Annotated in this window: 19 protein-coding genes; 13 read left to right on the top strand and 6 right to left on the bottom strand. The window is 44.0% G+C overall.

The features are described 5' to 3' along the window. The first annotated feature begins 84 nt into the window (after positions 1 to 84). Together pyrD and GOL65_RS05250 are read left to right on the top strand one after the other, a co-directional pair. Entirely contained in the window at positions 85 to 1,095 is a 1,011-nt protein-coding gene (gene pyrD / locus GOL65_RS05255) for a quinone-dependent dihydroorotate dehydrogenase (protein ID WP_140921110.1), read from the top strand. Between the two features lie 191 nt (positions 1,096 to 1,286). Then, a complete protein-coding gene (locus GOL65_RS05250) occupies positions 1,287 to 1,844 on the top strand; it encodes a cell division protein ZapC (protein ID WP_140921111.1) in 558 nt (185 codons plus the stop codon). Positions 1,845 to 1,862: 18 nt separating this feature from the next. Here GOL65_RS05250 and GOL65_RS05245 read toward each other — a convergent pair whose 3' ends face one another. Further along, positions 1,863 to 2,966 carry a YcbX family protein gene (locus GOL65_RS05245; protein ID WP_140921112.1) on the bottom strand — a complete coding sequence of 368 codons (1,104 nt, stop codon included), beginning with the start codon at positions 2,964 to 2,966 and terminating at the stop codon, positions 1,863 to 1,865. Between the two features lie 207 nt (positions 2,967 to 3,173). On the opposite strand from GOL65_RS05245, the gene rlmKL reads away from it, so the two are divergent. From rlmKL to GOL65_RS05215, 6 genes are all read left to right on the top strand, one after another. Beyond that, on the top strand, positions 3,174 to 5,345 hold the full coding sequence (rlmKL, locus tag GOL65_RS05240; RefSeq protein WP_140921113.1) for a bifunctional 23S rRNA (guanine(2069)-N(7))-methyltransferase RlmK/23S rRNA (guanine(2445)-N(2))-methyltransferase RlmL: 2,172 nt from the start codon (positions 3,174 to 3,176) through the stop codon (positions 5,343 to 5,345). A gap of 3 nt (positions 5,346 to 5,348) precedes the next feature. Beyond that, positions 5,349 to 7,253, top strand: a complete 1,905-nt coding sequence (locus GOL65_RS05235; protein WP_140921114.1) for an ABC transporter ATP-binding protein — start codon at positions 5,349 to 5,351, stop codon at positions 7,251 to 7,253. A gap of 230 nt (positions 7,254 to 7,483) precedes the next feature. Beyond that, the gene (gene pqiA, locus GOL65_RS05230; RefSeq protein ID WP_140921115.1) at positions 7,484 to 8,812 is read left to right on the top strand and encodes a membrane integrity-associated transporter subunit PqiA; all 1,329 of its coding nucleotides are present in this window, start codon (positions 7,484 to 7,486) and stop codon (positions 8,810 to 8,812) included. Between the two features lie 11 nt (positions 8,813 to 8,823). Beyond that, positions 8,824 to 10,449 carry an intermembrane transport protein PqiB gene (pqiB, locus tag GOL65_RS05225; protein WP_140921116.1) on the top strand — a complete coding sequence of 542 codons (1,626 nt, stop codon included), beginning with the start codon at positions 8,824 to 8,826 and terminating at the stop codon, positions 10,447 to 10,449. Continuing rightward, entirely contained in the window at positions 10,446 to 11,015 is a 570-nt protein-coding gene (gene pqiC, locus GOL65_RS05220) for a membrane integrity-associated transporter subunit PqiC (protein ID WP_140921117.1), read from the top strand. Before pqiB ends, pqiC begins: the two co-directional genes overlap by 4 nt. A gap of 70 nt (positions 11,016 to 11,085) precedes the next feature. Beyond that, positions 11,086 to 11,835 (top strand): MipA/OmpV family protein, encoded by a 750-nt coding sequence (locus GOL65_RS05215; RefSeq protein ID WP_140921118.1) that lies wholly within the window; start codon positions 11,086 to 11,088, stop codon positions 11,833 to 11,835. 79 nt (positions 11,836 to 11,914) lie between these two features. Here the strand turns inward: GOL65_RS05215 and GOL65_RS05210 are convergent, their stop codons facing one another. Then, complete coding sequence (locus GOL65_RS05210; protein WP_140921119.1) at positions 11,915 to 12,796, bottom strand: D-hexose-6-phosphate mutarotase; 882 nt, start codon at positions 12,794 to 12,796, stop codon at positions 11,915 to 11,917. 101 nt (positions 12,797 to 12,897) lie between these two features. After that, positions 12,898 to 13,893 carry a glyceraldehyde-3-phosphate dehydrogenase gene (gene gapA, locus GOL65_RS05205; RefSeq protein WP_130590782.1) on the bottom strand — a complete coding sequence of 332 codons (996 nt, stop codon included), beginning with the start codon at positions 13,891 to 13,893 and terminating at the stop codon, positions 12,898 to 12,900. Between the two features lie 360 nt (positions 13,894 to 14,253). On the opposite strand from gapA, the gene msrB reads away from it, so the two are divergent. Then, positions 14,254 to 14,661 (top strand): peptide-methionine (R)-S-oxide reductase MsrB, encoded by a 408-nt coding sequence (gene msrB, locus GOL65_RS05200; RefSeq protein ID WP_140921120.1) that lies wholly within the window; start codon positions 14,254 to 14,256, stop codon positions 14,659 to 14,661. Positions 14,662 to 14,777: 116 nt separating this feature from the next. On the opposite strand, the gene pncA is transcribed toward msrB, so the two are convergent. From pncA to sppA, 3 genes are all read right to left on the bottom strand, one after another. Beyond that, positions 14,778 to 15,401 carry a bifunctional nicotinamidase/pyrazinamidase gene (gene pncA / locus GOL65_RS05195; protein ID WP_140921121.1) on the bottom strand — a complete coding sequence of 208 codons (624 nt, stop codon included), beginning with the start codon at positions 15,399 to 15,401 and terminating at the stop codon, positions 14,778 to 14,780. A gap of 17 nt (positions 15,402 to 15,418) precedes the next feature. Beyond that, a complete protein-coding gene (ansA, locus tag GOL65_RS05190) occupies positions 15,419 to 16,444 on the bottom strand; it encodes an asparaginase (RefSeq protein WP_140921122.1) in 1,026 nt (341 codons plus the stop codon). Positions 16,445 to 16,576: 132 nt separating this feature from the next. Further along, positions 16,577 to 18,433 (bottom strand): signal peptide peptidase SppA, encoded by a 1,857-nt coding sequence (gene sppA, locus GOL65_RS05185; RefSeq protein WP_140921123.1) that lies wholly within the window; start codon positions 18,431 to 18,433, stop codon positions 16,577 to 16,579. Between the two features lie 159 nt (positions 18,434 to 18,592). Between sppA and GOL65_RS05180 the strand changes: the two genes are divergently transcribed. From GOL65_RS05180 to GOL65_RS05165, 4 genes are all read left to right on the top strand, one after another. Further along, complete coding sequence (locus tag GOL65_RS05180) at positions 18,593 to 19,141, top strand: NAD(P)H nitroreductase (RefSeq protein ID WP_140921124.1); 549 nt, start codon at positions 18,593 to 18,595, stop codon at positions 19,139 to 19,141. A 190-nt stretch (positions 19,142 to 19,331) separates the two neighbouring features. Then, positions 19,332 to 20,375, top strand: a complete 1,044-nt coding sequence (gene selD, locus GOL65_RS05175; protein ID WP_140921125.1) for a selenide, water dikinase SelD — start codon at positions 19,332 to 19,334, stop codon at positions 20,373 to 20,375. Continuing rightward, positions 20,375 to 21,469 (top strand): tRNA 2-selenouridine(34) synthase MnmH, encoded by a 1,095-nt coding sequence (gene mnmH / locus GOL65_RS05170; RefSeq protein ID WP_140921126.1) that lies wholly within the window; start codon positions 20,375 to 20,377, stop codon positions 21,467 to 21,469. Before selD ends, mnmH begins: the two co-directional genes overlap by 1 nt. Then, positions 21,469 to 23,400: a DNA topoisomerase III gene (locus GOL65_RS05165; RefSeq protein ID WP_179038179.1), complete on the top strand. Its 1,932-nt coding sequence runs from the start codon at positions 21,469 to 21,471 to the stop codon at positions 23,398 to 23,400. The genes mnmH and GOL65_RS05165 overlap by 1 nt, the downstream gene beginning before the upstream one ends. Positions 23,401 to 23,409: the final 9 nt, after the last annotated feature.

Genomic DNA, 23,409 nt, shown 5'->3' with positions numbered 1-23,409 from the left:
TGTCTCCGGTCGATAGCCCGGACTAAAAACCAATCCCATCGGGCTGCGTGAGTTGTCATTTTGGGCAGGTTTTTAAGGAGGAGTATGTTTTACCCTTTCATCAGAAAAGCATTGTTTCAGCTCGATCCAGAGCAGGCACATGAATTTACCTTTCGCTTACTTCGCCGTGTTAACGGTACGCCATTGCAATGTCTTATTCGCCAATCTGTTCCCAATAAACCGGTTAGTTGCATGGGGCTTAATTTTAAAAACCCATTAGGATTAGCTGCAGGGCTGGATAAAGATGGTGAATGTATTGACGCGTTAGGTGCAATGGGATTTGGATCCATTGAAGTTGGTACGGTTACGCCAAAACCACAGCCAGGTAATGAGAAACCAAGGTTATATCGGATCGTGGCAGCGGAAGGATTGATCAACCGAATGGGATTCAATAATCTTGGCGTTGATAATCTGGTCGAGAATATTAAAAAAACACGCTTTGATGGAATTATCGGTGTAAATATTGGAAAGAATAAAGTTACACCAGTAGAGCAGGGCAAAGATGACTATTTGATTTGTATGGATAAAGTATATCCATATGCAGGTTATATTGCGGTAAATATATCTTCTCCAAATACACCTGGGTTGAGAACATTACAATATGGTGAGGCGTTGGATGATCTATTAGCGGCCATTAAGAATAAGCAAATTGAATTAGAAAAACGTCATGCCAAATATGTTCCAATAGCCGTTAAGATCGCTCCGGATCTTTCTGAAGAAGAATTGATCCAGGTTGCTGATAGTTTAATTCGACACAATATTGATGGTGTTATTGCAACCAATACTACATTAGATCGGAAATTAGTCGATGGGCTAATTAATAGCGATCAATCTGGCGGATTAAGTGGTCGCCCTTTACAGCTTCGCAGTACTGAAATCATTCGTCGTTTATCCACAGAACTTAAAGGGAAACTGCCTATTATTGGCGTAGGTGGAATAGATTCATTAACTTCTGCCAGAGAGAAACTCGAAGCAGGATCTTCATTAATCCAAATATATTCCGGCTTTATTTATAAAGGTCCGGGGCTAGTGAAAGAAATTCTCACACATATTTAATCTTATTTCTTATTAATTGATCACCGGGGGTTTATTTTTCCTCCCGGTTGTTCTATATTTTAAACGTTTGTGATTGCGTTTATATTGTTAGTCATAATTATCAGAATCTTTATTCGATTAATTAGATAATAGTGGACGTTATCCGGGATAAAGATTGAATTAAATAAGCTTCATAGTTTAAGGAAAGTGTAATGAGGATTAAGCCAGATGATAACTGGCGCTGGTATTTTGACGATGAACACGATCGGTTAATGTTAGATTTATCTAATGACATGATTTTCCGCTCTCGGTTCCCGGCCAAAATGTTGACGCCTGATGCGTTTACCGAATCCGCATTTTGTGTTGATGATGCCGCGCTATTTTTTGAATTAGAAGAACGCTGCCGTTGCTTACCTTTAACTAACGATCAGCGTGCGGAATTAAATTTGAATGCGCTGACGGCTTATCGTTTTTTAAAACCATTAATGCCGAAGAGTTGGTATTTTGTTCAGCAGAAGGTGGAATTACAGCCTCAGAATAACGAAATAGTCGCCGTTACCCTGATTGATAGTGGTGAAACGGTATTATTGCTGGTAGTTGATGCTGGAGAGAACGCCAGCCTGTGTCTGGTGGCTCAGCCTTATCTGGCGCTCTCTGGTAAAGCTCTGCAACTGGGTGATGCGATTAAAGTGATGCACGACAGAATGAGTGCCGTAAGTATCATTAGTCAGGATTCTTCCCCGGATTATCTACTCGCACAAGCGGTATAACCAAACTAGCTTAAATGATTAAGCTAGTTTGATATTGCCTTTTGGTATGCAACTACAGGCAAGGACTGAGCCATCTCTTTTTATTGCACCTTTTCTCATGGCACTGACTTCTCCCGTTTCCAGTTTGATTCTACAGCACCCACATATACCCGCCCGACAAGAGTAGGGAATCTGAATACCGTTTTGTTCTAGCTGTTCCAGCAATACCTGCTGATTATTACCAATAAAGGTGTGCTCACCGTAGCTGATCACCACATCTTTTGGTTCCACTTGCTCAGGCTCAAGCACTTCCACAGGGTCTTTGGATTTATAGACTCTGGCAGGATGGGTCGCCAGTACTTCAATTGAATCACCTAAACGAATAACGCCATGATTTCGGGCAATCATATTCTGACCAAAATCCACGTCGCCATTTTCTGCGGTTCTGAATTGTTGGAGGGTGCGTAAAGGTTCACCCTGAGGATGTTTACGACCATTTTCAATATTTACGGTGGTTAAAACACAGCGACTGCAGGGTTTAACTAAATCAAATATAACCTCACCAATACGAATGGTTTGCCAGCTATCTTCCGCAAATGGTGCGGCATCGCGAATAATCAGATTTGGACGGAATTGCTCAATCACAATACTGCCCGGGCAGCGCGATTGTAGCACCTGAAATGAAGTCTCATTGATCAGCAAGTATGGGAAACCATCGGCAAAAGAGAGGGGGACTTCAGGACGATTTTTTACCCGACGAGTAAGCTCAGGGCCTACCCAGCGAAGCTGTACTTCCTTGTTTAAATAGCCGCTTAGCCACTGGTTGATACTGTCAGGCGCAATATGGGCCGTAAAATGGTTTCCCCAAACTTCGGTTGGAGAAAGATTTTGAGAAAAGTCGCTAAAGCCTACCATTTTGCTTTGCCCGTCAGGCGCAGTAATAGATATGCCATTGATCAGTAAGGCTGGAATAAAACGCACTAGCTGTGGATATTGTCGGGCGGTAACAAATGTTCCATTCGGCTCGGTCACCATAAAAATACGGTCAAATGCCAGACCGCTTTCACAAACCTGGGCATGAGAAAGCTCCAGACCTCTCATTGATTTAACCGGATGTACATATAAACGAGAAAGAGTAACCACGTAACAACTCCATTGATAGCAGGTGAAGCTCACCAACGCCAGAAGCTAACGATATGATATGGCAGCATAAATAAATATGTAACCTGAGGAGTATCGGCACTGAACGGCGGTGATTCGAGATTTCACTAATTAATAGAGGGTAACTTTATGACAAAGCGCATGGATTGGCTATAATGCACCACTATTTTTATTATGCGGTGTAACCTTATGATCTCTCTGTTTGCCAGTACGGCGCGTGGGCTGGAAGAATTATTAAAAACTGAGCTGGAAGCGCTGGGGGCAAGTGCCTGTAAAGTGGTGCAGGGTGGTGTGCATTTTGAAGGTGACGAGCGCCTGATGTATACCAGTTTGCTGTGGAGCCGGTTAGCTTCACGCATTCTGTTGCCGTTAAGCGAGTTCCGCGTATACAGCGATATGGATCTGTATCTTGGTGTTAATGCCATTAACTGGCCTTCCCTGTTTGGGGTTGATAAAACCTTTGCCGTTAATTTCACCGGTACCAACGAAGAGATTCGTAATAGTCAGTATGGTGCTCTGAAAGTAAAAGATGCCATTGTTGATAGCTTCACGCGTAAAGTTCAACAACGTCCGGATGTGGCGAAGGTACAGCCCGATATTCGGATTAATGTCTATTTACAAAAAGATCGTGCCAATATTGCCATCGATTTAAGTGGTGATGGTTTGCATCAGCGTGGATACCGCGATATGGCGGGTCAGGCTCCATTAAAAGAAAACCTGGCGGCAGCGATAGTGATGCGCTCTGGCTGGCAGGCAGAAACGCCAATGGTTGATCCTATGTGCGGCTCCGGCACCTTATTGATTGAAGCGGCTATGGTAGCTGCGGATATTGCTCCGGGTTTGCGTCGTGATTACTGGGGTTTTAATCAATGGCTTGGACATAATGCTGAGCTATGGCGTGAATTGCTGGCAGAAGCACAGGTTAGAGCCAGTCGTGGCATCAATAAAACGCAATCACGCTTCTTTGGTTATGATCACGATCGTCGGGTCATTGAGATTGCTAAGAACAATGCTCGTCGGGCCGGTGTTGCCAGTCTGATTCAGTTCGAAACTCAGGAACTGACGCGTTTGACCAACCCATTACCGGCAGATCAAAAAGGAACGGTACTCAGTAACCCTCCATATGGTGAACGTCTGGATAGTGAACCGGCGCTGATTGCTTTACATAGTGCGCTGGGGCAGATAATGAAGCGCGATTTTGGTGGCTGGAACCTCTCTTTATTTAGTGCATCACCAGAACTGCTAAGCTGTTTGCAACTGCGGGCAGGACGTCAGTTTAAAGCTAAGAATGGTCCACTGGACTGCGTGCAGAAAAACTACTCTCTGGCTGAGAATAGTGAAAGAAGCGTATTACCGGGCGATCATTCCGCAGGGGCAGATGGTGAGAAAAACGGTGAGCAGTCAGTACAAATTGCGGCAGATTTTGCTAACCGGCTGCGAAAAAATGTGAAAAAACTGGAGAAGTGGGCGAAGCAGGAAGGTATCGAATGTTATCGTCTCTACGATGCTGATTTACCTGAATATAATCTGGCGCTCGATCGTTACGGCAGCAAATATGTTTTACAGGAATACGCACCACCAAAAACAGTAGACCCGCAAAAAGCACGTCAACGCCTGTTCGATGCTATCAATGCCACATTGGCGGTTCTTGAATTACCCGCCAGCGCATTAATTTTAAAAGTTCGTGAGAAACAAAAAGGTAAAAGTCAGTATGAAAAACTGGCGCAGAAGGGCGATTTTTTCCTGGTTAATGAGTTTGGCGCTAAATTGTGGGTTAACCTGACAGACTATCTGGATACTGGCCTGTTTCTTGACCACCGTATTGCACGTCGGATGTTAGGACAGATGAGTCGTGGTAAAGATTTTCTTAACCTGTTTGCCTATACCGGCTCCGCCAGCGTACATGCTGGCATTGGCGGTGCACGTACCACCACCACAGTTGATATGTCACGCACCTATCTGGAATGGGCAGAACGCAATCTGCGGGCTAACGATTTGGTAGGCAGACAGCACCGGTTGATTCAGGCAGATTGTCTGGGTTGGATGCATGAAACGAATGAACAGTTTGATGTGATCTTTATCGATCCACCCACGTTCTCAAACTCTAAACGTATGGAAAACAGTTTTGATGTGCAGCGTGACCATTTGGCTTTAATGGCTGATTTAAAAAGAATGCTGCGTCCTGGTGGTACCATTATGTTCTCCAACAACAAACGTGGCTTTAAGATGGATATGGACGGCTTAGCTAAATTGAAGCTGAGTGCACAAGAGATTTCCGAAAAAACGTTGTCTGTCGATTTTGCCCGTAACCGACAAATTCATAATTGCTGGCTGGTGTCTCACGCCGGTGAGGAAAAGTAACAGATGTCTTTAATTAATATGTCAGGTGCATGGCTGTCATTCAGTGATGCACCACTATTGGATAATACCGAGCTGCATATTGAGCCCGGCGAACGTGTTTGTCTGGTTGGGCGCAATGGTGCGGGTAAATCTACGTTATTAAAAATTCTGAACCGGGAAGTGCCGTTAGACGATGGGCAACTGGTATTTGAGCAGGATATCGTAGTCGCTCGTCTGCAACAGGATCCTCCTCGTAATGTGGAAGGGAGCGTCTTTGATTTTGTAGCCGAAGGTGTGGAAAAGCAGGCAGCACAGTTAAAAGAGTATCATCATCTGTCTCAACTGGTGGGTAGCGATCCCAGTGAGCAAAACCTGAAGAGATTAGCCAGTCTGCAAGAGATGTTGGAACATCAGGGAAGCTGGCTGATTGATAGCCATATTCGAGCTGTGCTGGTTAAGCTCGAATTAGACGCCGATGCGCCATTGTCATCATTATCTGGTGGTTGGTTACGTAAAGCGGCGCTTGCTCGTGCGTTGGTTTCTTCTCCTGATGTATTGCTGCTTGATGAGCCAACTAACCATCTGGATATCGAAACCATCTCCTGGCTGGAAGAGTTTTTGAAAGAGTTTGATGGCAGCATTGTCTTTATCTCCCATGACCGTTCATTTATTCGCAGTATGGCAACCCGTATTGTTGATTTGGATCGCGGTAAACTGGTGTCCTGGCCCGGTAATTACGATCTTTATCTGGAAGGAAAGGAAGAGGCACTGCGGGTTGAAGAACTGCAAAATGCAGAGTTTGATCGCCGGCTGGCTCAAGAAGAAGTTTGGATCCGCCAGGGGATTAAAGCGCGTCGTACCCGTAATGAAGGGCGTGTTCGGGCATTGAAAGCGATGCGTAATGAACATGCAGCTCGCCGTAATACCATGGGTACAGCGAAGATGCAGGTGGAAGAGTCACTGCGTTCAGGGAAAATCATTTTTGAACTGGAAAATGTCAGTTATAGCGTGGCCGGCAAAACGCTGGTAAAAGATTTTTCAGTTCAGGTTCAGCGCGGAGATAAGATCGCCCTGATTGGCCCAAATGGCTGCGGCAAAACCACCTTATTGAAGTTGATGCTACAACAGTTACAGCCAGACAGTGGCAAAGTACGCTGCGGGACTAAACTGGAAGTGGCCTATTTCGATCAGCATCGGGCTGAGTTAGATCCGGATAAAACCGTTATTGATAACCTGGCGGATGGTAAACAGGAAGTGATGGTTAATGGTCGTTCCCGTCACGTATTAGGTTATCTGCAAGACTTTCTGTTTCATCCAAAGCGCGCCATGACTCCGGTGAGAGCGTTGTCCGGAGGAGAGCGTAACCGCCTGCTACTGGCTCGCCTGTTTTTGAAACCCAGTAACCTATTGATTCTCGATGAACCAACCAACGATCTGGATATTGAAACGTTGGAGCTGTTGGAAGAGTTACTAAATGATTACAGTGGCACCGTATTGCTGGTCAGCCACGATAGACAATTTGTTGATAACTCAGTAACTGACTGCTGGATTTTTGAAGGGCAGGGTGTAATTAAACAGTATGTTGGTGGTTATTTCGATGCTCATCATCAACAGGCAAATGCTAAAGAATTGCGGACACCTGTCTCAGCTACGGAATCTAAACCTGTAGCACAAAAAGTGGAAGAAAAGAAACGTACTAACAATAAACTAAGCTACAACCAACAGCGTGAACTGGAAGGATTACCCGCCAAAATAGAGCAATTGGAGGCTGAGGTTGCTGAGTTTCAGGCTAAAGTAAGTGACGCTTCGTTCTTTAATCAACCCCATGAAGTCACGCAAAAAGTACTGATGGATTTGGCAACAAAAGAACAAGAATTTGAAGAGGCATTTTTGCGCTGGGAAGAATTAGAATCTCAGAAAAATGGATGACTTAGAATGTAATCTGTATTAAATACTTTAAAAACAGATGGTTGATAAAATAAAATGGATTTTTCAAAAAACTTTATTAACAGAAAAAATGAATAATATGATAAATATATTATTCAAATTGATAGTTAATAAAGTATTTATCAACCCTGTTTGAAGATATGTTTCAATTTAATGGATTATACTTGAGTGTGCTAATGGGTGTTCTTTCTGAATGATAAAAGGTGGTAGTAATGTGTACTGATGCGGGTTGTTCCCATGCATCACTGCCACGGGTAAATATCAAACAGACCCATGGCGATGCAGTAACGGTAGAAAAATCTAACGATAAGTTGGTGTTATGCCCACAATGTGACTGGATGGTCAAACTTCCTGAGATTAAGCAGGGAGATAAAGCCGTTTGCCCACGTTGTCACACTACGTTAAGTGCTCTGTGGGTAGAACCTGTCTTACAACCGGTCAGTTGTGCTATCAGTGCACTCATCATGTTGGTTTTCGCCAACCTGTTTCCATTCATCAATATGCAAGTTTCAGGTATCTACAATCAGATTAAGCTGATGGCAATACCGGAAGCAATGGTGAGTGACGATTACGCCAGTCTGGCGACATTATTTATTATTTTTGTTCAGCTAATCCCGGCATTTTGTATGGTTGCCATCATTTTGCTGTGCCTGAAGGTCAGGCTGCCTTATCGGCTGAAAGTGATTATGGGACGGGTTATCTATCTTGCCAAAGTTTGGTGTATGGTGGAGATCTTTCTGGTTGGGGTGTTAGTAAGTTTTGTAAAATTAATGGCTTATGGTGATATTGGTATTGGCCCAAGTTTTGTACCTTATTGTCTGTTTTGTTTGCTTCAGGTACGTGCATTTCAGTGCCTGGATCGTTACTGGCTATGGCAATCAATTCAGTCGGCACCGGAGTTACATCAAACACCTCGGCTTGGCATGTCCGGTATGGAGCAAGGGTTAAGATCTTGCCCATGCTGTATGGCGATTTTACCTATGGATGAACACCAATGTCCGCGTTGCCATACCGTCGGATATGCCAGGCGCCGCAATAGTTTGCAATGGACTCTCGCATTATTAGTGACATCCATTATGCTTTACATACCTGCCAATATCTTGCCTATCATGGTGACCGAAGTTTTAGGGAACCCAATGGCATCCAATATTATTTCTGGTGTCATTATTCTCTGGGAGGATGGTTCCTATCCCGTTTCGTTAGTGATATTTATCGCCAGTATTATGGTTCCTACTTTAAAAATAATGGCTATCGGCTGGCTGTGTTATGACGCTTCCGGAGCTGGAAAGGCAGGCAACAAACTGGACCGCGAAAAAATGCATTATCTGTATGAAGTGGTTGAGTTTGTTGGTCGATGGTCAATGATAGATGTATTTGTGATAGGGGTTTTGTCTGCGCTGGTTCGAATGGGGCGATTGATGAGCATCTATCCTGATGTTGGCGCAGTGCTGTTTGCTATGGTGGTTATTCTAACCATGATTGCGGCTATGATGTTTGATCCCCGTCTTTTGTGGGATCGTAAAAAAATGATTAACCAATAAGGAGCCTGAGCGTGCAGGATAGTCATCAGGACGTAGCAAAAGTTGAAAAAATAAAGCGCTGGTCACCGGTGTGGATTATTCCGATTGTGACGGTACTGATTGGTGCCTGGATCCTTTTTTACCATTTTAGTACTCAGGGGCCTGTTGTTACTCTGATTACCTCCAATGCAGAGGGTATTGAGGCGGGTAAAACGGCAATTAAGAGTCGTAACGTCGGCATTGGTATGGTAGAGAGCGTTACCCTGAGTGATGACCTGAAGCAAGTGGTTATTACCGCACGTTTGAATGACGGTATGGTTAAACTACTCAATAAAGGCACGGTCTTTTGGGTGGTAAAACCACAAATTGGTCGGGAAGGGGTCTCAGGTTTGAATACCCTGCTTTCCGGTGCTTATATTGAGTTACTTCCAGGGAATGATAAGCAGGAACAAGATAAGTTCACGCTGGAAGAGAATGCACCATTGGCATCAGCCGATACTAAAGGATTGCGTGTTTCACTGGAGAGTAAACAGCCAAGCCGTCTGAACGCTGGCGATCCTGTACTGTTTCGTGGTTTCCGTGTAGGTACGGTAGAGAGCAGTGAATTCGATCCTAAAGAACGGGTAATGCGTTACAGCCTGTTTATTATGGATGCTTATCGTGGATTAGTGACCAGCAACGTTCGTTTCTGGCAAGACAGCGGTATTGCGTTTGATATGTCATCACAAGGGGTTCGGGTAGAAATGGCCTCATTGGATACATTGATGGCTGGAGGTATTAGCTTCGATTTACCTAATGGCTGGTCTCAGGGCGATCCGGTCAAAGACAACGAAGAGTTTGAACTTTACTCCGATCAAAAGAGCATTCAGGAGTCGCTGTATACCCGACATGAAGATTTCTTACTCTATTTTGAAGATTCTATTCGTGGCTTGCAACCTGGCGCACCGGTTGAGTTCCGGGGTATCCGAGTTGGTACTGTTTCTGAGGTTCCGTTCTATATGCCGGAATTGAAGATGACAAATAATAATTACTATGTACCGGTATTAATTCGTATTGAACCGGATCGAATTCAAAACCGATTTGGTAAAGATTTTGATATGAAAGCTCATCTATTGTCATCTGTAGATGCTAATGGCCTGAGAGCGTCGCTGAAATCAGGAAACCTGCTAACCGGTGCACTGTTTGTCGATCTCGATTTCCATAAAGATGCGAAACCATGGAAAGGACCGAAAGAGGTGTACGGACATCCACTGATACCAACCATGCCTGGTGGACTGGCCGAAATTCAGAAACGTTTAATGACGGTATTGGATAAAGTTAATAACATGCCGGTTGAACCAATGCTGGCAGAGATGACTAATACCTTAAAAGAAACGCGCAGTATGATGAATAATCTGAATGCGATATTGTCCAGTAAAGAGGTTAACAACCTGCCGAAAGATATGCAGAAAACGCTTACTGAGTTAAATCGTAGTTTGAAAGGGCTTCAGCCTGGCTCAACGGCATACAGCACCATGGTTGCAGATATGCAACGTCTGGATCAAGTTATGCGTGAGTTGCAGCCAATATTGCAAAAACTGAATCAGAAGAGTAACGCACTGGTATTTGAAGCACCAAGTGCTAATGACCCAACGCCAAAAAAGGCCAATAACCAATGATGAAATGGACTATTGCAACCCTTGCGCTGTTATTGAGCGCCTGTAGCAGCCAGCCGCAGGTATCCTATTATCAACTGCCATCGGTGAGTACAGCTAAAACCAGTTCGGCTGCTATTGCGGTTAACTCTGGCAAGCAGCTGTGGATTGAAAATGTAACCGTAGCTGATTTTCTCAGTGGAACCGGCATTGCTTATCAAACCAGCAATGTGAAATACACAATAGCCAATAATAATCTCTGGGGTAGCAGCCTGGAGCAGCAATTAAAGCAGGCATTAACCGATAACTTAAACGCCCAACTTAACGGTTGGGTTGTGTCTGCACAGCCTATTGGTGGAAGCAGTGATGTGGATGTACTGCGCGTAACGGTAAACGGATTTCACGGCCGCTATGATGGTTATGCCGTAGTTAGTGGTTATTGGATATTGCAGCATGGTAGTCAAATTCTTCGTCGTCCTTTTGATATCGAGTTGCCACTACAAAAAGACGGTTATGATGAATTAGTTCATGTTTTGGCTAATGCCTGGCAACAAGAAGCAGTGCAAATAGCAAAAGCACTAAAGAATTAAATGATAAATCAATGTAGTGAGAATATTATTCACTCATTGATTATGGATATTGTGTAAATCAGGGGTAGTAATGAAATTAAGTCGTATTGTCTGGAGTTCATGTATTTTAGGTGCCGTGCTGGCTGTTCCGGTTGCTAATGCAGATACCTGGTCTATTGGGGCTGGAGCAGCAGTTGAAATGTATCCTTATAAAGGCATTGATAACAAGGTATCGCCTTTACCAACGATTGTTTATGAAGGCGAACACTTCTATATTCGTGGTATTGGTGCCGGTGCTTATGTCTGGAAAGATAGTCAGAATCAACTGTCATTGGATCTCTATTACTCACCATTGCGTTTTCGTGCCAGTAAAAGTGACGATCGTCAGATGAAAAAACTGGATAATCGTGACTCAACAATGATGGGTGGTGTTAGCTATAAACATACGGCTGACTGGGGTATTATCCGGACATCATTCTCAGCAGATATGTTAGATGAAAGTAATGGCCTGCGTGCCGATGCTGCCTATTTACATCCTTTCGTACTGAATGATTTAAAAATTACTCCGGGAGTTGGTGCCGTTTGGTATAGCAGCAACTTTAATGATTACTACTATGGTATATCTGGTAAAGAATCTGCTCGTAGTGGTCTGGAAAAATATGAAGCCGATAGCAGTTGGTCTCCTTATGCTGAATTGACCGCGACTTATAAGATCAATAATAGCTGGAGTACTTATGCGACGGGTCGTTATACCCGTCTGGCCAGTGAAGTTAAAGATAGCCCAATGGTTGATAGATCGTACTCAGCCATTGTTGCAGGTGGTGTGACGTACACTTTCTAATATCGACTAACTGGAAGATGTATTCTTTTTATAAAACCGGTCAATTTATTGACCGGTTTTATTTTGTCAAAATTATGGGTTATGCAGGCTCATTTTTATGACAGCGGATAGTCATTGATAGATATTGCGGCTTATCGCTGTGTACCTCAACAGGCTGACTGGCATTAGCGGTTTCAACACAGACCATAGTTTTATAGCCATCATTTTCCATATCTTTCATACCGCTTGCGCCTTCAGCTGCCGGGTTCCATGCCACAACATCACTGGCATTACGGTGATGAACTTCAATGCTGCGGCCAAAGACTGGGTCCTGAATCAGACTAAAGGCTTCTGGCTGACTGTAAACACGATCCACCGGGCCGGCAAAAGTAAGCGTTTTATCGCTGGTGTCATGTTGAGTGCCAGTTATGGTATCAAGGTAGTGAGAACCTAAACCAGATATGCTGATTTGAGAAATATCAGCAATATTAAAGTAAGTATGGAGTGCTGAGGTAATTGAGTAATCACCATGCGACTCCAGCTCAATTTCACAGGTAGTACCCAGCTTAATGCGAGCAATCAGGCAGAAGGAATGAGGCCATATTTGACGCGTTTGTTCATTATCTTCTAAAGAGAAGGTGAGCCAGACTGATTCTTCATTTGCATCATACGCAGTTAATTGCCACAGCTCATTTCTGGCGAAGCCATGAGCAGGGGAGGCTACTTTACCAAACCATGGCCAACAAACAGGAATACCACCGCGAATTGCAGTGCCTTGTTTAAAATGGCTGGCTTTACTTAACCAAATTACTGGCTCCTCACCATTAGGCTGCCATGATAATAGATGGGCACCTTGTAGTGCGATAGCGCCTCTGGCTTTAGGGTGATTAACCACAATAATGGCTAATTCGTCTTTTTTACGTAGGGTTAAATAGGGAGTTAATTGCTGTTCTATTGGTAATGAAAAGAGAAAGTCTGACATAGCGTTGCCCTTCTAATCATAGCTAATTTACAACTTGAAATGGTGCTAATAAAAAGGGCAGCGAATACGCTGCCCTCTTGAATCAGAACGATTGATGTCTCTTATTTAGAAACGTGAGCAATCAGGTCTAATACTTTGTTTGAATAACCGATTTCGTTATCGTACCAGGCAACAACTTTCACGAAGTGGTCGTTCAGAGAGATACCTGCTTTGGCATCAAACACAGAAGTGCATTTTTCGCCCAGGAAGTCAGTAGAAACAACGTCATCTTCGGTGTAACCCAGAATGCCTTTCAGAGCACCTTCAGAAGCAGATTTCATTGCTTCACAGATATCTTTGTAAGAAGCTGCTTTGTCTAAACGAGCAGTTAAGTCAACTACAGATACATCTGGAGTTGGAACACGGAAAGACATACCGGTTAACTTACCGTTCAGTGAAGGAATGACTTTACCTACAGCTTTAGCTGCGCCGGTAGAAGAAGGGATGATGTTTTGAGCTGCACCGCGACCGCCGCGCCAGTCTTTATGAGACGGGCCATCAACAGTTTTCTGAGTTGCAGTTGTTGCGTGAACAGTAGTCATCAGCGCTTCAACAATGCCGAATTTGTCATGCAGAACTTTAGCAACTGGAGCCAGACAGTTAGTAGTACAAGAAGCGTTAGAAACGATGTCCTGACCAGCATAGGTAGAATCGTTCACGCCCATAACGAACATAGGAGTATCGTCTTTAGATGGGCCAGTTAACACAACTTTTTTAGCGCCAGCGGTGATGTGCTTACGAGCGGTAGCATCATCCAGGAACAGGCCAGTTGCTTCAGCAACAACATCAACGCCAACTTCGTTCCATTTCAGGTTTGCTGGATCTCTTTCCGCAGTTACACGGATTTTCTTACCATTAACGATTAACTGACCGTCTTTCACTTCAACGGTGCCTTTGAAACGACCGTGTGTAGAATCATACTTCAGCATGTAAGCCATGTATTCAGCGTCGAGCAAGTCGTTGATTGCAACGATTTCAATGTCAGTGCGTTCTTGTGCAGCACGGAATACGAAGCGACCGATACGGCCAAAACCGTTAATACCTACTTTGATAGTCATATTGTTCCACCAGCTTGTTTGTTAGTGAATGAAGTGAATTTAAAACCTGCCAGTAAAATTACAAAAACCTTGCAAAACGTCAAGCGGAATCGTGTCAATCATTGTCAGCAATCACAAAAAAAAGTCTGAGTACAAGTGAGAAACGGACGCAGTTTTGCTGGATTTTTGTGCTTTTCAGGCGGTCTATCGGGTGCCGATTTTTCAATTATAACCCCATTCGATACGAATTGGGTAATTATTGCTGTTTTAGTGCTGGAAATGACCATTTTAGCGATAAATTATCTGCTGTTTTGTTAATTTATTGTTATAATTAAAGGTCTGAAATATATCTTCTATCATCACTGATTTTTAGAGGTGAAAATGAGTAACTCATTGAATAATAAAATCAAAGAATTGTCTGACATTCAACGCTATGTCACTCAGGAGCGGGGGACTGAAGCCCCGTTTACCGGGCATCTTTTGCACAATAAGCAGGTGGGAGTATACCACTGCATATGTTGTGATTCGCCGTTGTTTTACTCCGATACCAAATTTGATTCAGGTTGTGGATGGCCGAGTTTTTTTGAAGCAATCAGTCCAAATGCTGTTCGCTATATTGATGATTATTCACATAATATGCATCGTACTGAAATTCGCTGTAATCATTGTGATGCACATTTAGGGCATGTTTTTCCTGATGGGCCACCACCAACCGGAAAGCGATATTGTATCAATTCAGCCTCAATGGTTTTTGTTGATGAACAGAGCGGCGAAAAGAGTATCGGTTAAATTGTATCCGAATATTAACAAAATCGATTCAGCTGAATATTTAAACTAAATGATGCAAAAAATAATAAGCGAATTGAGAAGCGTGGGTATTCTCCCAGCGCTTCTCAATCTGCTATTTATATATCATGGAGTTGAATGATTCTGGCACCTTTGGTTGCCATTTCATGTAAGGCTTTTTCGCTGTCATCCGTAGCTAAATTGACTCCACGGCATCCTTCTTCAATAACTTCCGTTTGATAACCTAGCTCTAAAGCATCCAGAACGGTAAATTTTACGCAATAGTCAGTCGCTAATCCAAGCACTACCAGATGCTGAATGTTTTCACTATTTAGCCATTGATTAAGCTCTGTTGCCGAGCGCTTGCCATTATCAAAAAAAGCGCTGTAGCTATCGGTTTCAGGATCTTGCCCTTTATAAATTCGTTGACTGATATATTGCTGTTCTAACTGTGGATGCAGAGAGGAGCCAGAGGTATTCTGAACGCAATGTATTGGCCACCAGACTTGCATTAGCCCGTTTAGTGTTCCAACTTCACCAGGTTGAGTTCCCGAATTAACAGCAAAACTCTTATGATTTTCCGGGTGCCAGTCCAGCGTGGCGATGACCGGCCAGCCGCGTTGATGAAAGGCACGCATAGCCTGATTAGCAATATCAATAACTGCATCTCCATCATGAACAGCAAGGGCGCCATTCAGGCAGAAATCGTTTTGCAGATCGACCAGAAGCAAAGCCTTCTTCATGGTAATTCCCTTAATGATTATTCAGTTTCCGTTAATTCACCGCGCAGACTCTTTTGCATTAACGTTCTGATTTGATGAGTGGGAAGGTCCAGACTTAACAAAAAATGCAGTTTTGTCAATGTTGCTTCAACGGTCATATCAAAGCCACTGAGAACTCCAGCATGGGCTAATGCATTGCCTGTGGCATAACCCTCCATATTCACTCTTCCTGAAAGGCATTGAGTCAGGTTAATCACAATAATGCCTCGCTCAGCAGAGTCGCGCAGTTCTTGTAATAAATCGGGGTCTTGTGGAGCATTACCAACACCATATGAGCGCAAAATTAACGCCTTAACCGGTTGGCGCAAGAAGTTACGAATAATTTCAGCCGAAATTCCCGGATAAATTGTAACAACACCAATTGGCTGAGGAGCGATGGCATGCACTTTTAACTCACCAGTGCAGGAAAGCGCGTCCGGTGCTGTCAGGCGTTTAATATGAATTCCAGCTTCCAGTAGGACGGGATAATTTGGTGAAGCAAAGGCGTCAAAACCATCGGCATGAACTTTTGTGGTGCGATTACCGCGAAACAGTTTGTTATTAAAGAATAAACAAACTTCATTAATTGGGTAATTGGCGGCTACATACAGCGCATTGAGCAGATTAATTTGTCCGTCAGATCTTAATTCAGCTAAAGGGATTTGCGAGCCGGTTACGATAACTGGTTTGGCTAAATTCTCCAGCATAAAAGAGAGGGCAGAAGCAGTAAACGCCATGGTGTCTGTGCCGTGCAAAATAACAAAGCCATCATACAGGTGATAATTTTTCTGAATATCATCAGCAATATGTTGCCAGTCTTGCGGTGTCATATCTGATGAATCGATTAGAGGCTGATATTCGTGAATAACAAAGGCAGGCATTTCATCGCGATGAAACTCTGGCATTTGTGCCAGCTGTTTTTGTAAATGGCCGGAAGCAGGGATATATCCGTGTTCTGAGCGCAACATACCAATTGTTCCACCGGTATAAGCGACATAAATCGATTTTTTTTGCTTATTTTGCATGGGAATTCAGACCATAAATCGGAAAGTGTGGGGATTATAGAAAATTAAATTGAAGAATAAAATGTATTCAATAAATAGAAAAAGGCCCGGTAATAAACCGGGCCTGAAAGAAAGGGATATTAATCAGAATAATTACTGCGTGTAGCTACAGCTTAGACAGTAAATATAACGATAACCAGGGTCGTTCATATTGCCAAAGAAACCCGGTTGCTTATTGATATCCTCTGCGACCTGACGTAATGGTGCAGGGAGTTCAATTTTCATTGTTTCTGGCAGCAAAGCGTTAACTGAAGCTGAAACCTGACCCAACAAAATTTCTCTGACGGTTGGTTCTGTAACCGTCCATTTGATTTCATAATCTTTCAGTTTGGCAAGTTCTACTGCTTTTTTAATAGCATCGTCAAAATCGCCTAGCTGATCGACTAATCCATTAGATTTAGCATCTGAACCAATCCAGACTCTGCCCTGGGCAATGCTGTCAACTTCTGCCGGTGTTTTATGGCGAGACTTTGCTACCAGATTGATAAAGGTTCTGTAACCATTCTCAATCGTTAGCTGCATCATTTCAGAGAATTGTGGTGGTAATGCTTTAGTAATTGTTGCATCAGCTAATGGCGATGTAGAAACACCATCAGTATGAACGCCAATAGCATCCAGCGAGTTTTCAAACGTATTGATAACGCCAAAAATGCCAATAGAGCCAGTTAAGGTGCTAGGGCTGGAGATGATGTAATCCGCAGGTGTAGAGATCCAATAACCACCAGAAGCGGCCATTCCCCCCATAGAAACGACAACCGGTTTACCCGCTTCTTTCAGTGCCTGAACTTCCGAACGAATCATTTCTGACGCAGTAACACTGCCGCCCGGGCTGTTTACCCGAAGAACAATGGCTTTAATTTTGTCGTTAAGGCGTGCTGCCCGCAACTGCTTGGCAGTGGTATCGCCGCCGACCATGCCAGGCATTTCAGGACCATCAACAATAGCGCCATTAGCAAAAACCACCGCAATTTCTGGTAGTTTAGCTCTTTCAAAGTCAGACTCTGTCATCTGATAGTTATAGATGCTGATAAAGTTGTAGTTCTTATTTTGCTGATCCCAACCAAAAGTCTCTTTCAGCATCTTTTCTACCGCCGAGCGGGAAGATATTTCATCTACTAACTTGCTCTTCAGCGCGAATGCTGCAGTATCACCATCGCTGGCCTTCAATTGCTGAATTAGCTGGGCAGGTTCCGGATAGAGCTCTGCAATCGAAATATTACGGTTCGCTGCTACATCAGTCATATAGTTGGACCAGAGCGTATTTACCCAACGACTATCGGACTGGCGAGCTTCCGGGGACATATTGTCGCGGATAAAAGGTTCAACCGCAGATTTATAGGTACCCACGCGGAAGATATTGGTGGTGATCTTCAACTTATCCAGTAGCGATTTATAATAGAGATTATTGGTGGAAATCCCGGTTAACAGCACTGAACCCTGAGGAGATAAATAAATCTTATTGGCAAAGCTGGCCAGATAATATTGCCCTTGGGAGTAGCTATCCCCAATGGCATAGATTGGTTTTCCGCTATCGCGAAACTCCTTTAAGGCTTTACCGATATAACGCAGGGAAGGTTGATCTGCACCGATGAAATTACCCAGAGACAGTACTATTCCACTAATTTTGTCATCGTCTTTGGCCTGACGGATCTGTTTCACAATATCGAACAGTGAATTTTCCTGAACGTCTTTATTGCTGCCAATCAACTCTTGTCCCAACTGACGCAATTTGCTATCGGAACTTAAGCTGTCTACGACAGTGCCGCTGAGATTAACCAGTAATGCCCCTTTTTCTGGCTGAATAGTAGAATCTTGTACCTGTATGTAAAGTGCAAAACCAATCAGCAGAACAAAGAAGAAAATCAGATTACAAACAGCCTGACGAATAAAATTAATAACCCGCCAGGAGAATTTAAATATGGTTGCAAAAATTTGCCATAGTGCCCGCATGTATACTCCATTCATTGAGCGGTAAAGAATATTGTTAGGTATCCTAAAGCCTGATGATAGAAAAGTCAGTGTTAAATAACCAATTGGTTACGTTATTTTTGTGTTCGTAACAAATAATTAACCTTACAATAGGCTATTACCCGTTTGTCTGGAGAATTTATGGATTCGTTAGAACTGTTACTTAACCGCCGTTCCGCTTCACGCTTATCTGAACCAGCTCCTCAAGGGGAAGCGTTGCAAAACATTATTCGGGCAGGTATGAGAGCACCAGATCACGGAACTCTGGAACCATGGCGTTTTATTATTATTGAGGGTGAAGCGCGCAGTCGGTTTGCGGATGTGTTGCTGGCGGCAGCGGTAGATGCCGATCAGGATGAGTCAGTACAGGAAAAATCACAGAAGGGACCATTTCGGGCCCCAATGATCATTACGGTAGTGGCCCATTGCACGGAACATCATAAAGTCCCTCGTTGGGAACAAATAGCCTCAGCAAGCTGTGCGGTTCAGGCAATGCAAATGGCTGCAGTTGCTCAGGGTTTTGGTGGAATTTGGCGCAGCGGTTTCTGGACTGAATACCCGATTGTCAGAGAGGCTTTTGGTTGCCGTGAACAGGACATGATTGTTGGTTTCCTCTATTTAGGAACACCACTGATGCAACCAGCTAAAGTTAAAGCGCCAGACACATCACCTTTTGTCTCTTACTTTTAAGACCGATCGCTTTCGGGTACGTATAAATAGCGTACCCGAGAAATCTCATCGCATTAATCCCTTTCTGTACGCTGTAATCTGAGCAATATATCCACGATCGACATGGTATGACTTATCAATAGTGACGAGTCGCGGTACTATATACGCTTGATCTCCGTTTGCCACTCAGGCCGAAAAGAGGAATTGATATATGTCAGAGCAAAATGTTCGTTTAACTCAGTACAGTCATGGTGCCGGTTGTGGCTGCAAAATTTCCCCAAAAGTACTGGAAACGATCCTGCATTCTGAGCAAGAGAAGTTTATCGATCCTCATCTGCTAGTTGGCAATGAAACCCGCGATGACGCAGCGGTTTATGATATTGGTAACGGTATCGGTATTATCAGTACCACTGATTTTTTTATGCCGATTGTTGACGATCCTTTTGATTTTGGCCGCATTGCGGCAACCAATGCCATCAGTGATATTTATGCCATGGGTGGCAAACCTATTATGGCGATTGCTATTCTTGGCTGGCCAATCGATAAACTGGCTCCTGAAATTGCCCAGAAAGTTATCGACGGTGGTCGTTATGTTTGCCAGCAGGCGGGTATAGCACTGGCTGGTGGTCACTCAATTGATGCCCCTGAGCCGATTTTTGGTCTGGCTGTTACCGGTATGGTAAGTACCGAACAAATTAAGAAAAACAGCGCGGCAACCGCCGGATGCAAGTTATTCCTCACAAAACCATTAGGTATTGGTGTACTGACTACCGCAGAGAAGAAAAGTAAGCTGTTGCCACAACATCAGGGAATAGCAACTGAAACCATGTGTCAGTTGAATAAGCCCGGTGCAGAGTTTGCTAAAGTTGAAGGCGTAACGGCGATGACCGACGTGACCGGTTTTGGATTGCTGGGTCATTTAAGTGAAATATGTCAGGGCTCAGGATTACAAGCCAATATCTGGTTTGATGCAGTGCCAAAATTACCGGATGTGGAGCAGTATATTGCCGAAGGCTGTGTTCCGGGAGGAACGCAACGTAACTTTGATAGTTACGGACATCTTATTGGTTCATTGACTGACTTACAGCGTAACTTGCTGTGCGATCCGCAAACTTCAGGTGGCCTGTTAATCGCGGTTACTGCGGAGGCTGAAGCTGAAGTACAGAAAATTGCCGAACAGTACCAAATTACATTAACAGCAATTGGCGAGTTGTTTGTTCCTCAACAAGGCCGCCCATTGATTGAGGTTAGTTAATGTCCGCCAACAGTAGTGCTGATTATCAGCAGATATTTCTTCATGACATTCCATTGATTGATGTACGCGCCCCAGTCGAGTTTGCTCAGGGTGCGTTTGCTTGTGCGACCAATTTGCCACTAATGATGGATGAAGAGCGCCACGCGGTTGGTATTTGCTATAAACAGCAGGGACAAAAAGCAGCGATTGAGTTGGGTGAGCAATTGGTCAGTGGTGATGCTCGTGAACAGCGAATTGCCCAATGGCGAACCTTTTGTCAGCAGTATCCCCAGGGATTCTTATATTGCCTGCGCGGCGGCTTACGCTCTCATATAACTCAACAGTGGCTGAGGCAAGCTGGTGTTGAATATCCGCTGGTAAAAGGTGGATATAAAGCAATGCGTAATTTTCTGATAAGCGTAAATCAGAAAGTTGCTACTATGCCGCTGAAGGTGATTGGTGGAAATACCGGCAGTGGTAAAACCCGCTTAGTAACGGAGTTACCCTTTGGTATCGATTTAGAGGGAGCAGCCAAACATCGGGGGTCTTCCTTTGGGAGAACACTGGAAAATCAAAGTACCCAGATAAATTTTGAGAACCGGGTTGCCGTCTCTTTATTAAAAAAACAACATCAGGGTATATGCCGCTGGGTGGTTGAAGATGAGGGTAAAACTATTGGTTCTAACCATGTGCCGCTGGAAATCTATGAATCAATGCAAACGGCGAGTTTAGTGGTTATTGAAGATCCTTTTGAACTACGCCTGTTGCGTTTGAAGGAAGAGTATATCAATACTATGAGCGCTGGGTTTCAGCAACAATATGGCGAAGATGATGGATGGGTGCGTTTTAGTCACTATCTTCATCATGGTCTGTTTGCGATTCGTAAACGCTTAGGAATGGAACGTTATCAGGCACTGCTGAATGAGCTGGATAGTGCGTTACATCATCAACAGATGGGACAGGGCAGTGATAAACATGAAAACTGGCTGGTACCGCTGTTAATTGAGTATTATGACCCTATGTATAGCTATCAATTAAGTAAAAAATCCGATCGTATTATTTTCCGGGGAGATTATAACGCTGTCCGTGATTTTTTGTTGAATGATAACCACTGATGCGTTTATTCATTGCCGAAAAACCGAGTCTGGCACGGGCTATTGCAGATGTACTGCCAAAACCACATAAACGTCAGGATGGTTTTATTGTTTGTGGCAACGATCAGGTCGTGACCTGGTGCGTTGGGCACTTACTGGAACAAGCTCAGCCCGATCAATATGACGCTCGCTATGCGCGCTGGTCGCTTTCTGATTTACCCATTATTCCTGAAAAGTGGCAACTAAAGCCGAGAGATTCAGTAACCAAACAGTTGAATGTGATTAAGCGGCTGCTTACGGAAGCTAATGAAGTGGTACACGCAGGAGACCCGGACCGCGAGGGGCAACTGTTAGTTGATGAAGTTCTGGATTATCTCGAACTTGATGCTGGGAAACGCCAACAGGTACGTCGTTGTCTGATCAATGACCTTAACCCGCAGGCCGTAACGCGAGCCATTGATAAATTAAGGGATAATCGGGAATTTATTCCACTCTGCGTTTCTGCTTTAGCGCGAGCCCGGGCAGATTGGCTGTACGGTATCAATATGACCAGAGCCTATACGATTTTGGGCCGTAATGCCGGATATAACGGCGTACTGTCTGTTGGCAGAGTACAAACCCCGGTGTTAGGCCTGGTAGTTCGTCGGGATGAAGAAATTGAAAATTTCGTCCCAAAAGATTTTTTTGAAGTAAAAGCGCATATCGTTACTCCGGCAGAAGAACGTTTTACAGCTATCTGGCAGCCTAGCGACTCTTGTGAGTCTTTCCAGGATGAAGAAGGGCGATTGCTTAATCGCAGTTTAGCGGAGCATGTGGTTAAGCGTATTACCGGTCAACCCGCTTTAGTTACGGAATATAATGATAAGCGGGAGAATGATGTGGCACCGTTGCCTTTCTCGCTTTCAGCTTTGCAGATTGAGGCGGCTAAACGTTTTGGCTTTAGCGCACAGCAAGTGTTGGATCTCTGCCAGCGGCTTTATGAAACCCATAAGCTAATTACCTATCCTCGTTCTGATAGTCGCTATTTACCGGAAGAACACTTTGCCGATCGTCATGCGGTGATAGCAGCAATTGAAATTCATCAGCCTGATATTTTCCCATTACCCGTTGTTGATAGTGAAAAGCGTAATCGCTGTTGGGATGATAAAAAAGTTGATGCTCACCACGCGATTATTCCTACAGCACGTAGTTCATCTGTCTCTTTATCTGTGGATGAGCAGAAAATCTATCAGCTGGTTTCTCTTCAGTATTTGATGCAGTTTTGCCCGGATGCGGTTTATCGTAAATGTGTTATTGAGTTGGATATTGCCGGTGGCAAATTTATTGCTAAAGCTCGTTTTCTGGCTGAGGCTGGTTGGCGTATGCTGTTGGGTAGCAAAGAACGTGATGAAGAGAATGAGGGAACGCCATTGCCGGTGGTAAATAAAGGCGATGAATTGTTGTGTGAGCAGGGAGAAGTGGTAGCGAAGCAGACCCAGCCACCGCGTCCGTTTACCGATGCCTCTTTGCTGTCAGCGATGACGGGTATCGCTCGTTTTGTGCAGGATAAAGATTTAAAGAAGATATTACGGGCAACAGATGGGTTAGGTACTGAAGCTACCCGAGCCGGTATTATTGAGCTGTTGTTTAAACGTCGTTTTTTACAAAAGAAAGGGCGGACAATTATTTCAACGGAAGCTGGCAGAGCGCTGATTCATTGTTTGCCTGAAATTGCGGCTCGTCCTGATATGACAGCTCACTGGGAATCTACGCTAACTCAAATTAGTGAAAAGCAGTGTCGCTATCAGGATTTTATGCAGCCAATGGTGGTGACTCTACAGGATTTAATTGCTCAGGCAAAACGTAATCGAATGCCTCAGGCGTTTAAAAATATACAGCAGACAACGGAAGCCGAAGAGGTTAAACCAAAGAAGAAACGGGCTAAATCCAGTAAGAAGAAAAGTGAGGAGTGATCGTTAGTC

It is taken from the genome of Limnobaculum xujianqingii (assembly GCF_013394855.1).
Classification (GTDB): Bacteria; Pseudomonadota; Gammaproteobacteria; order Enterobacterales; family Enterobacteriaceae; genus Limnobaculum; species Limnobaculum xujianqingii.
The sequence above is the reverse complement of the archived record's forward strand: the minus strand, read 5'-3'. Positions and strand labels throughout refer to the sequence as shown.

What these genes read in the sequence shown, in the direction of transcription:
- sppA (WP_140921123.1), bottom strand. Translation starts at nt 18,433, where the DNA reads ATGCGGGCACTATGGCAAATTTTTGCAACCATATTTAAATTCTCCTGG.
- pyrD (WP_140921110.1), top strand. Translation starts at nt 85, where the DNA reads ATGTTTTACCCTTTCATCAGAAAAGCATTGTTTCAGCTCGATCCAGAG.
- GOL65_RS05165 (WP_179038179.1), top strand. Translation starts at nt 21,469, where the DNA reads ATGCGTTTATTCATTGCCGAAAAACCGAGTCTGGCACGGGCTATTGCA.
- GOL65_RS05180 (WP_140921124.1), top strand. Translation starts at nt 18,593, where the DNA reads ATGGATTCGTTAGAACTGTTACTTAACCGCCGTTCCGCTTCACGCTTA.
- selD (WP_140921125.1), top strand. Translation starts at nt 19,332, where the DNA reads ATGTCAGAGCAAAATGTTCGTTTAACTCAGTACAGTCATGGTGCCGGT.
- pqiA (WP_140921115.1), top strand. Translation starts at nt 7,484, where the DNA reads ATGTGTACTGATGCGGGTTGTTCCCATGCATCACTGCCACGGGTAAAT.
- rlmKL (WP_140921113.1), top strand. Translation starts at nt 3,174, where the DNA reads ATGATCTCTCTGTTTGCCAGTACGGCGCGTGGGCTGGAAGAATTATTA.
- pncA (WP_140921121.1), bottom strand. Translation starts at nt 15,401, where the DNA reads ATGAAGAAGGCTTTGCTTCTGGTCGATCTGCAAAACGATTTCTGCCTG.
- ansA (WP_140921122.1), bottom strand. Translation starts at nt 16,444, where the DNA reads ATGCAAAATAAGCAAAAAAAATCGATTTATGTCGCTTATACCGGTGGA.
- GOL65_RS05235 (WP_140921114.1), top strand. Translation starts at nt 5,349, where the DNA reads ATGTCTTTAATTAATATGTCAGGTGCATGGCTGTCATTCAGTGATGCA.
- GOL65_RS05215 (WP_140921118.1), top strand. Translation starts at nt 11,086, where the DNA reads ATGAAATTAAGTCGTATTGTCTGGAGTTCATGTATTTTAGGTGCCGTG.
- msrB (WP_140921120.1), top strand. Translation starts at nt 14,254, where the DNA reads ATGAGTAACTCATTGAATAATAAAATCAAAGAATTGTCTGACATTCAA.
- pqiC (WP_140921117.1), top strand. Translation starts at nt 10,446, where the DNA reads ATGATGAAATGGACTATTGCAACCCTTGCGCTGTTATTGAGCGCCTGT.
- GOL65_RS05250 (WP_140921111.1), top strand. Translation starts at nt 1,287, where the DNA reads ATGAGGATTAAGCCAGATGATAACTGGCGCTGGTATTTTGACGATGAA.
- mnmH (WP_140921126.1), top strand. Translation starts at nt 20,375, where the DNA reads ATGTCCGCCAACAGTAGTGCTGATTATCAGCAGATATTTCTTCATGAC.
- GOL65_RS05210 (WP_140921119.1), bottom strand. Translation starts at nt 12,796, where the DNA reads ATGTCAGACTTTCTCTTTTCATTACCAATAGAACAGCAATTAACTCCC.
- gapA (WP_130590782.1), bottom strand. Translation starts at nt 13,893, where the DNA reads ATGACTATCAAAGTAGGTATTAACGGTTTTGGCCGTATCGGTCGCTTC.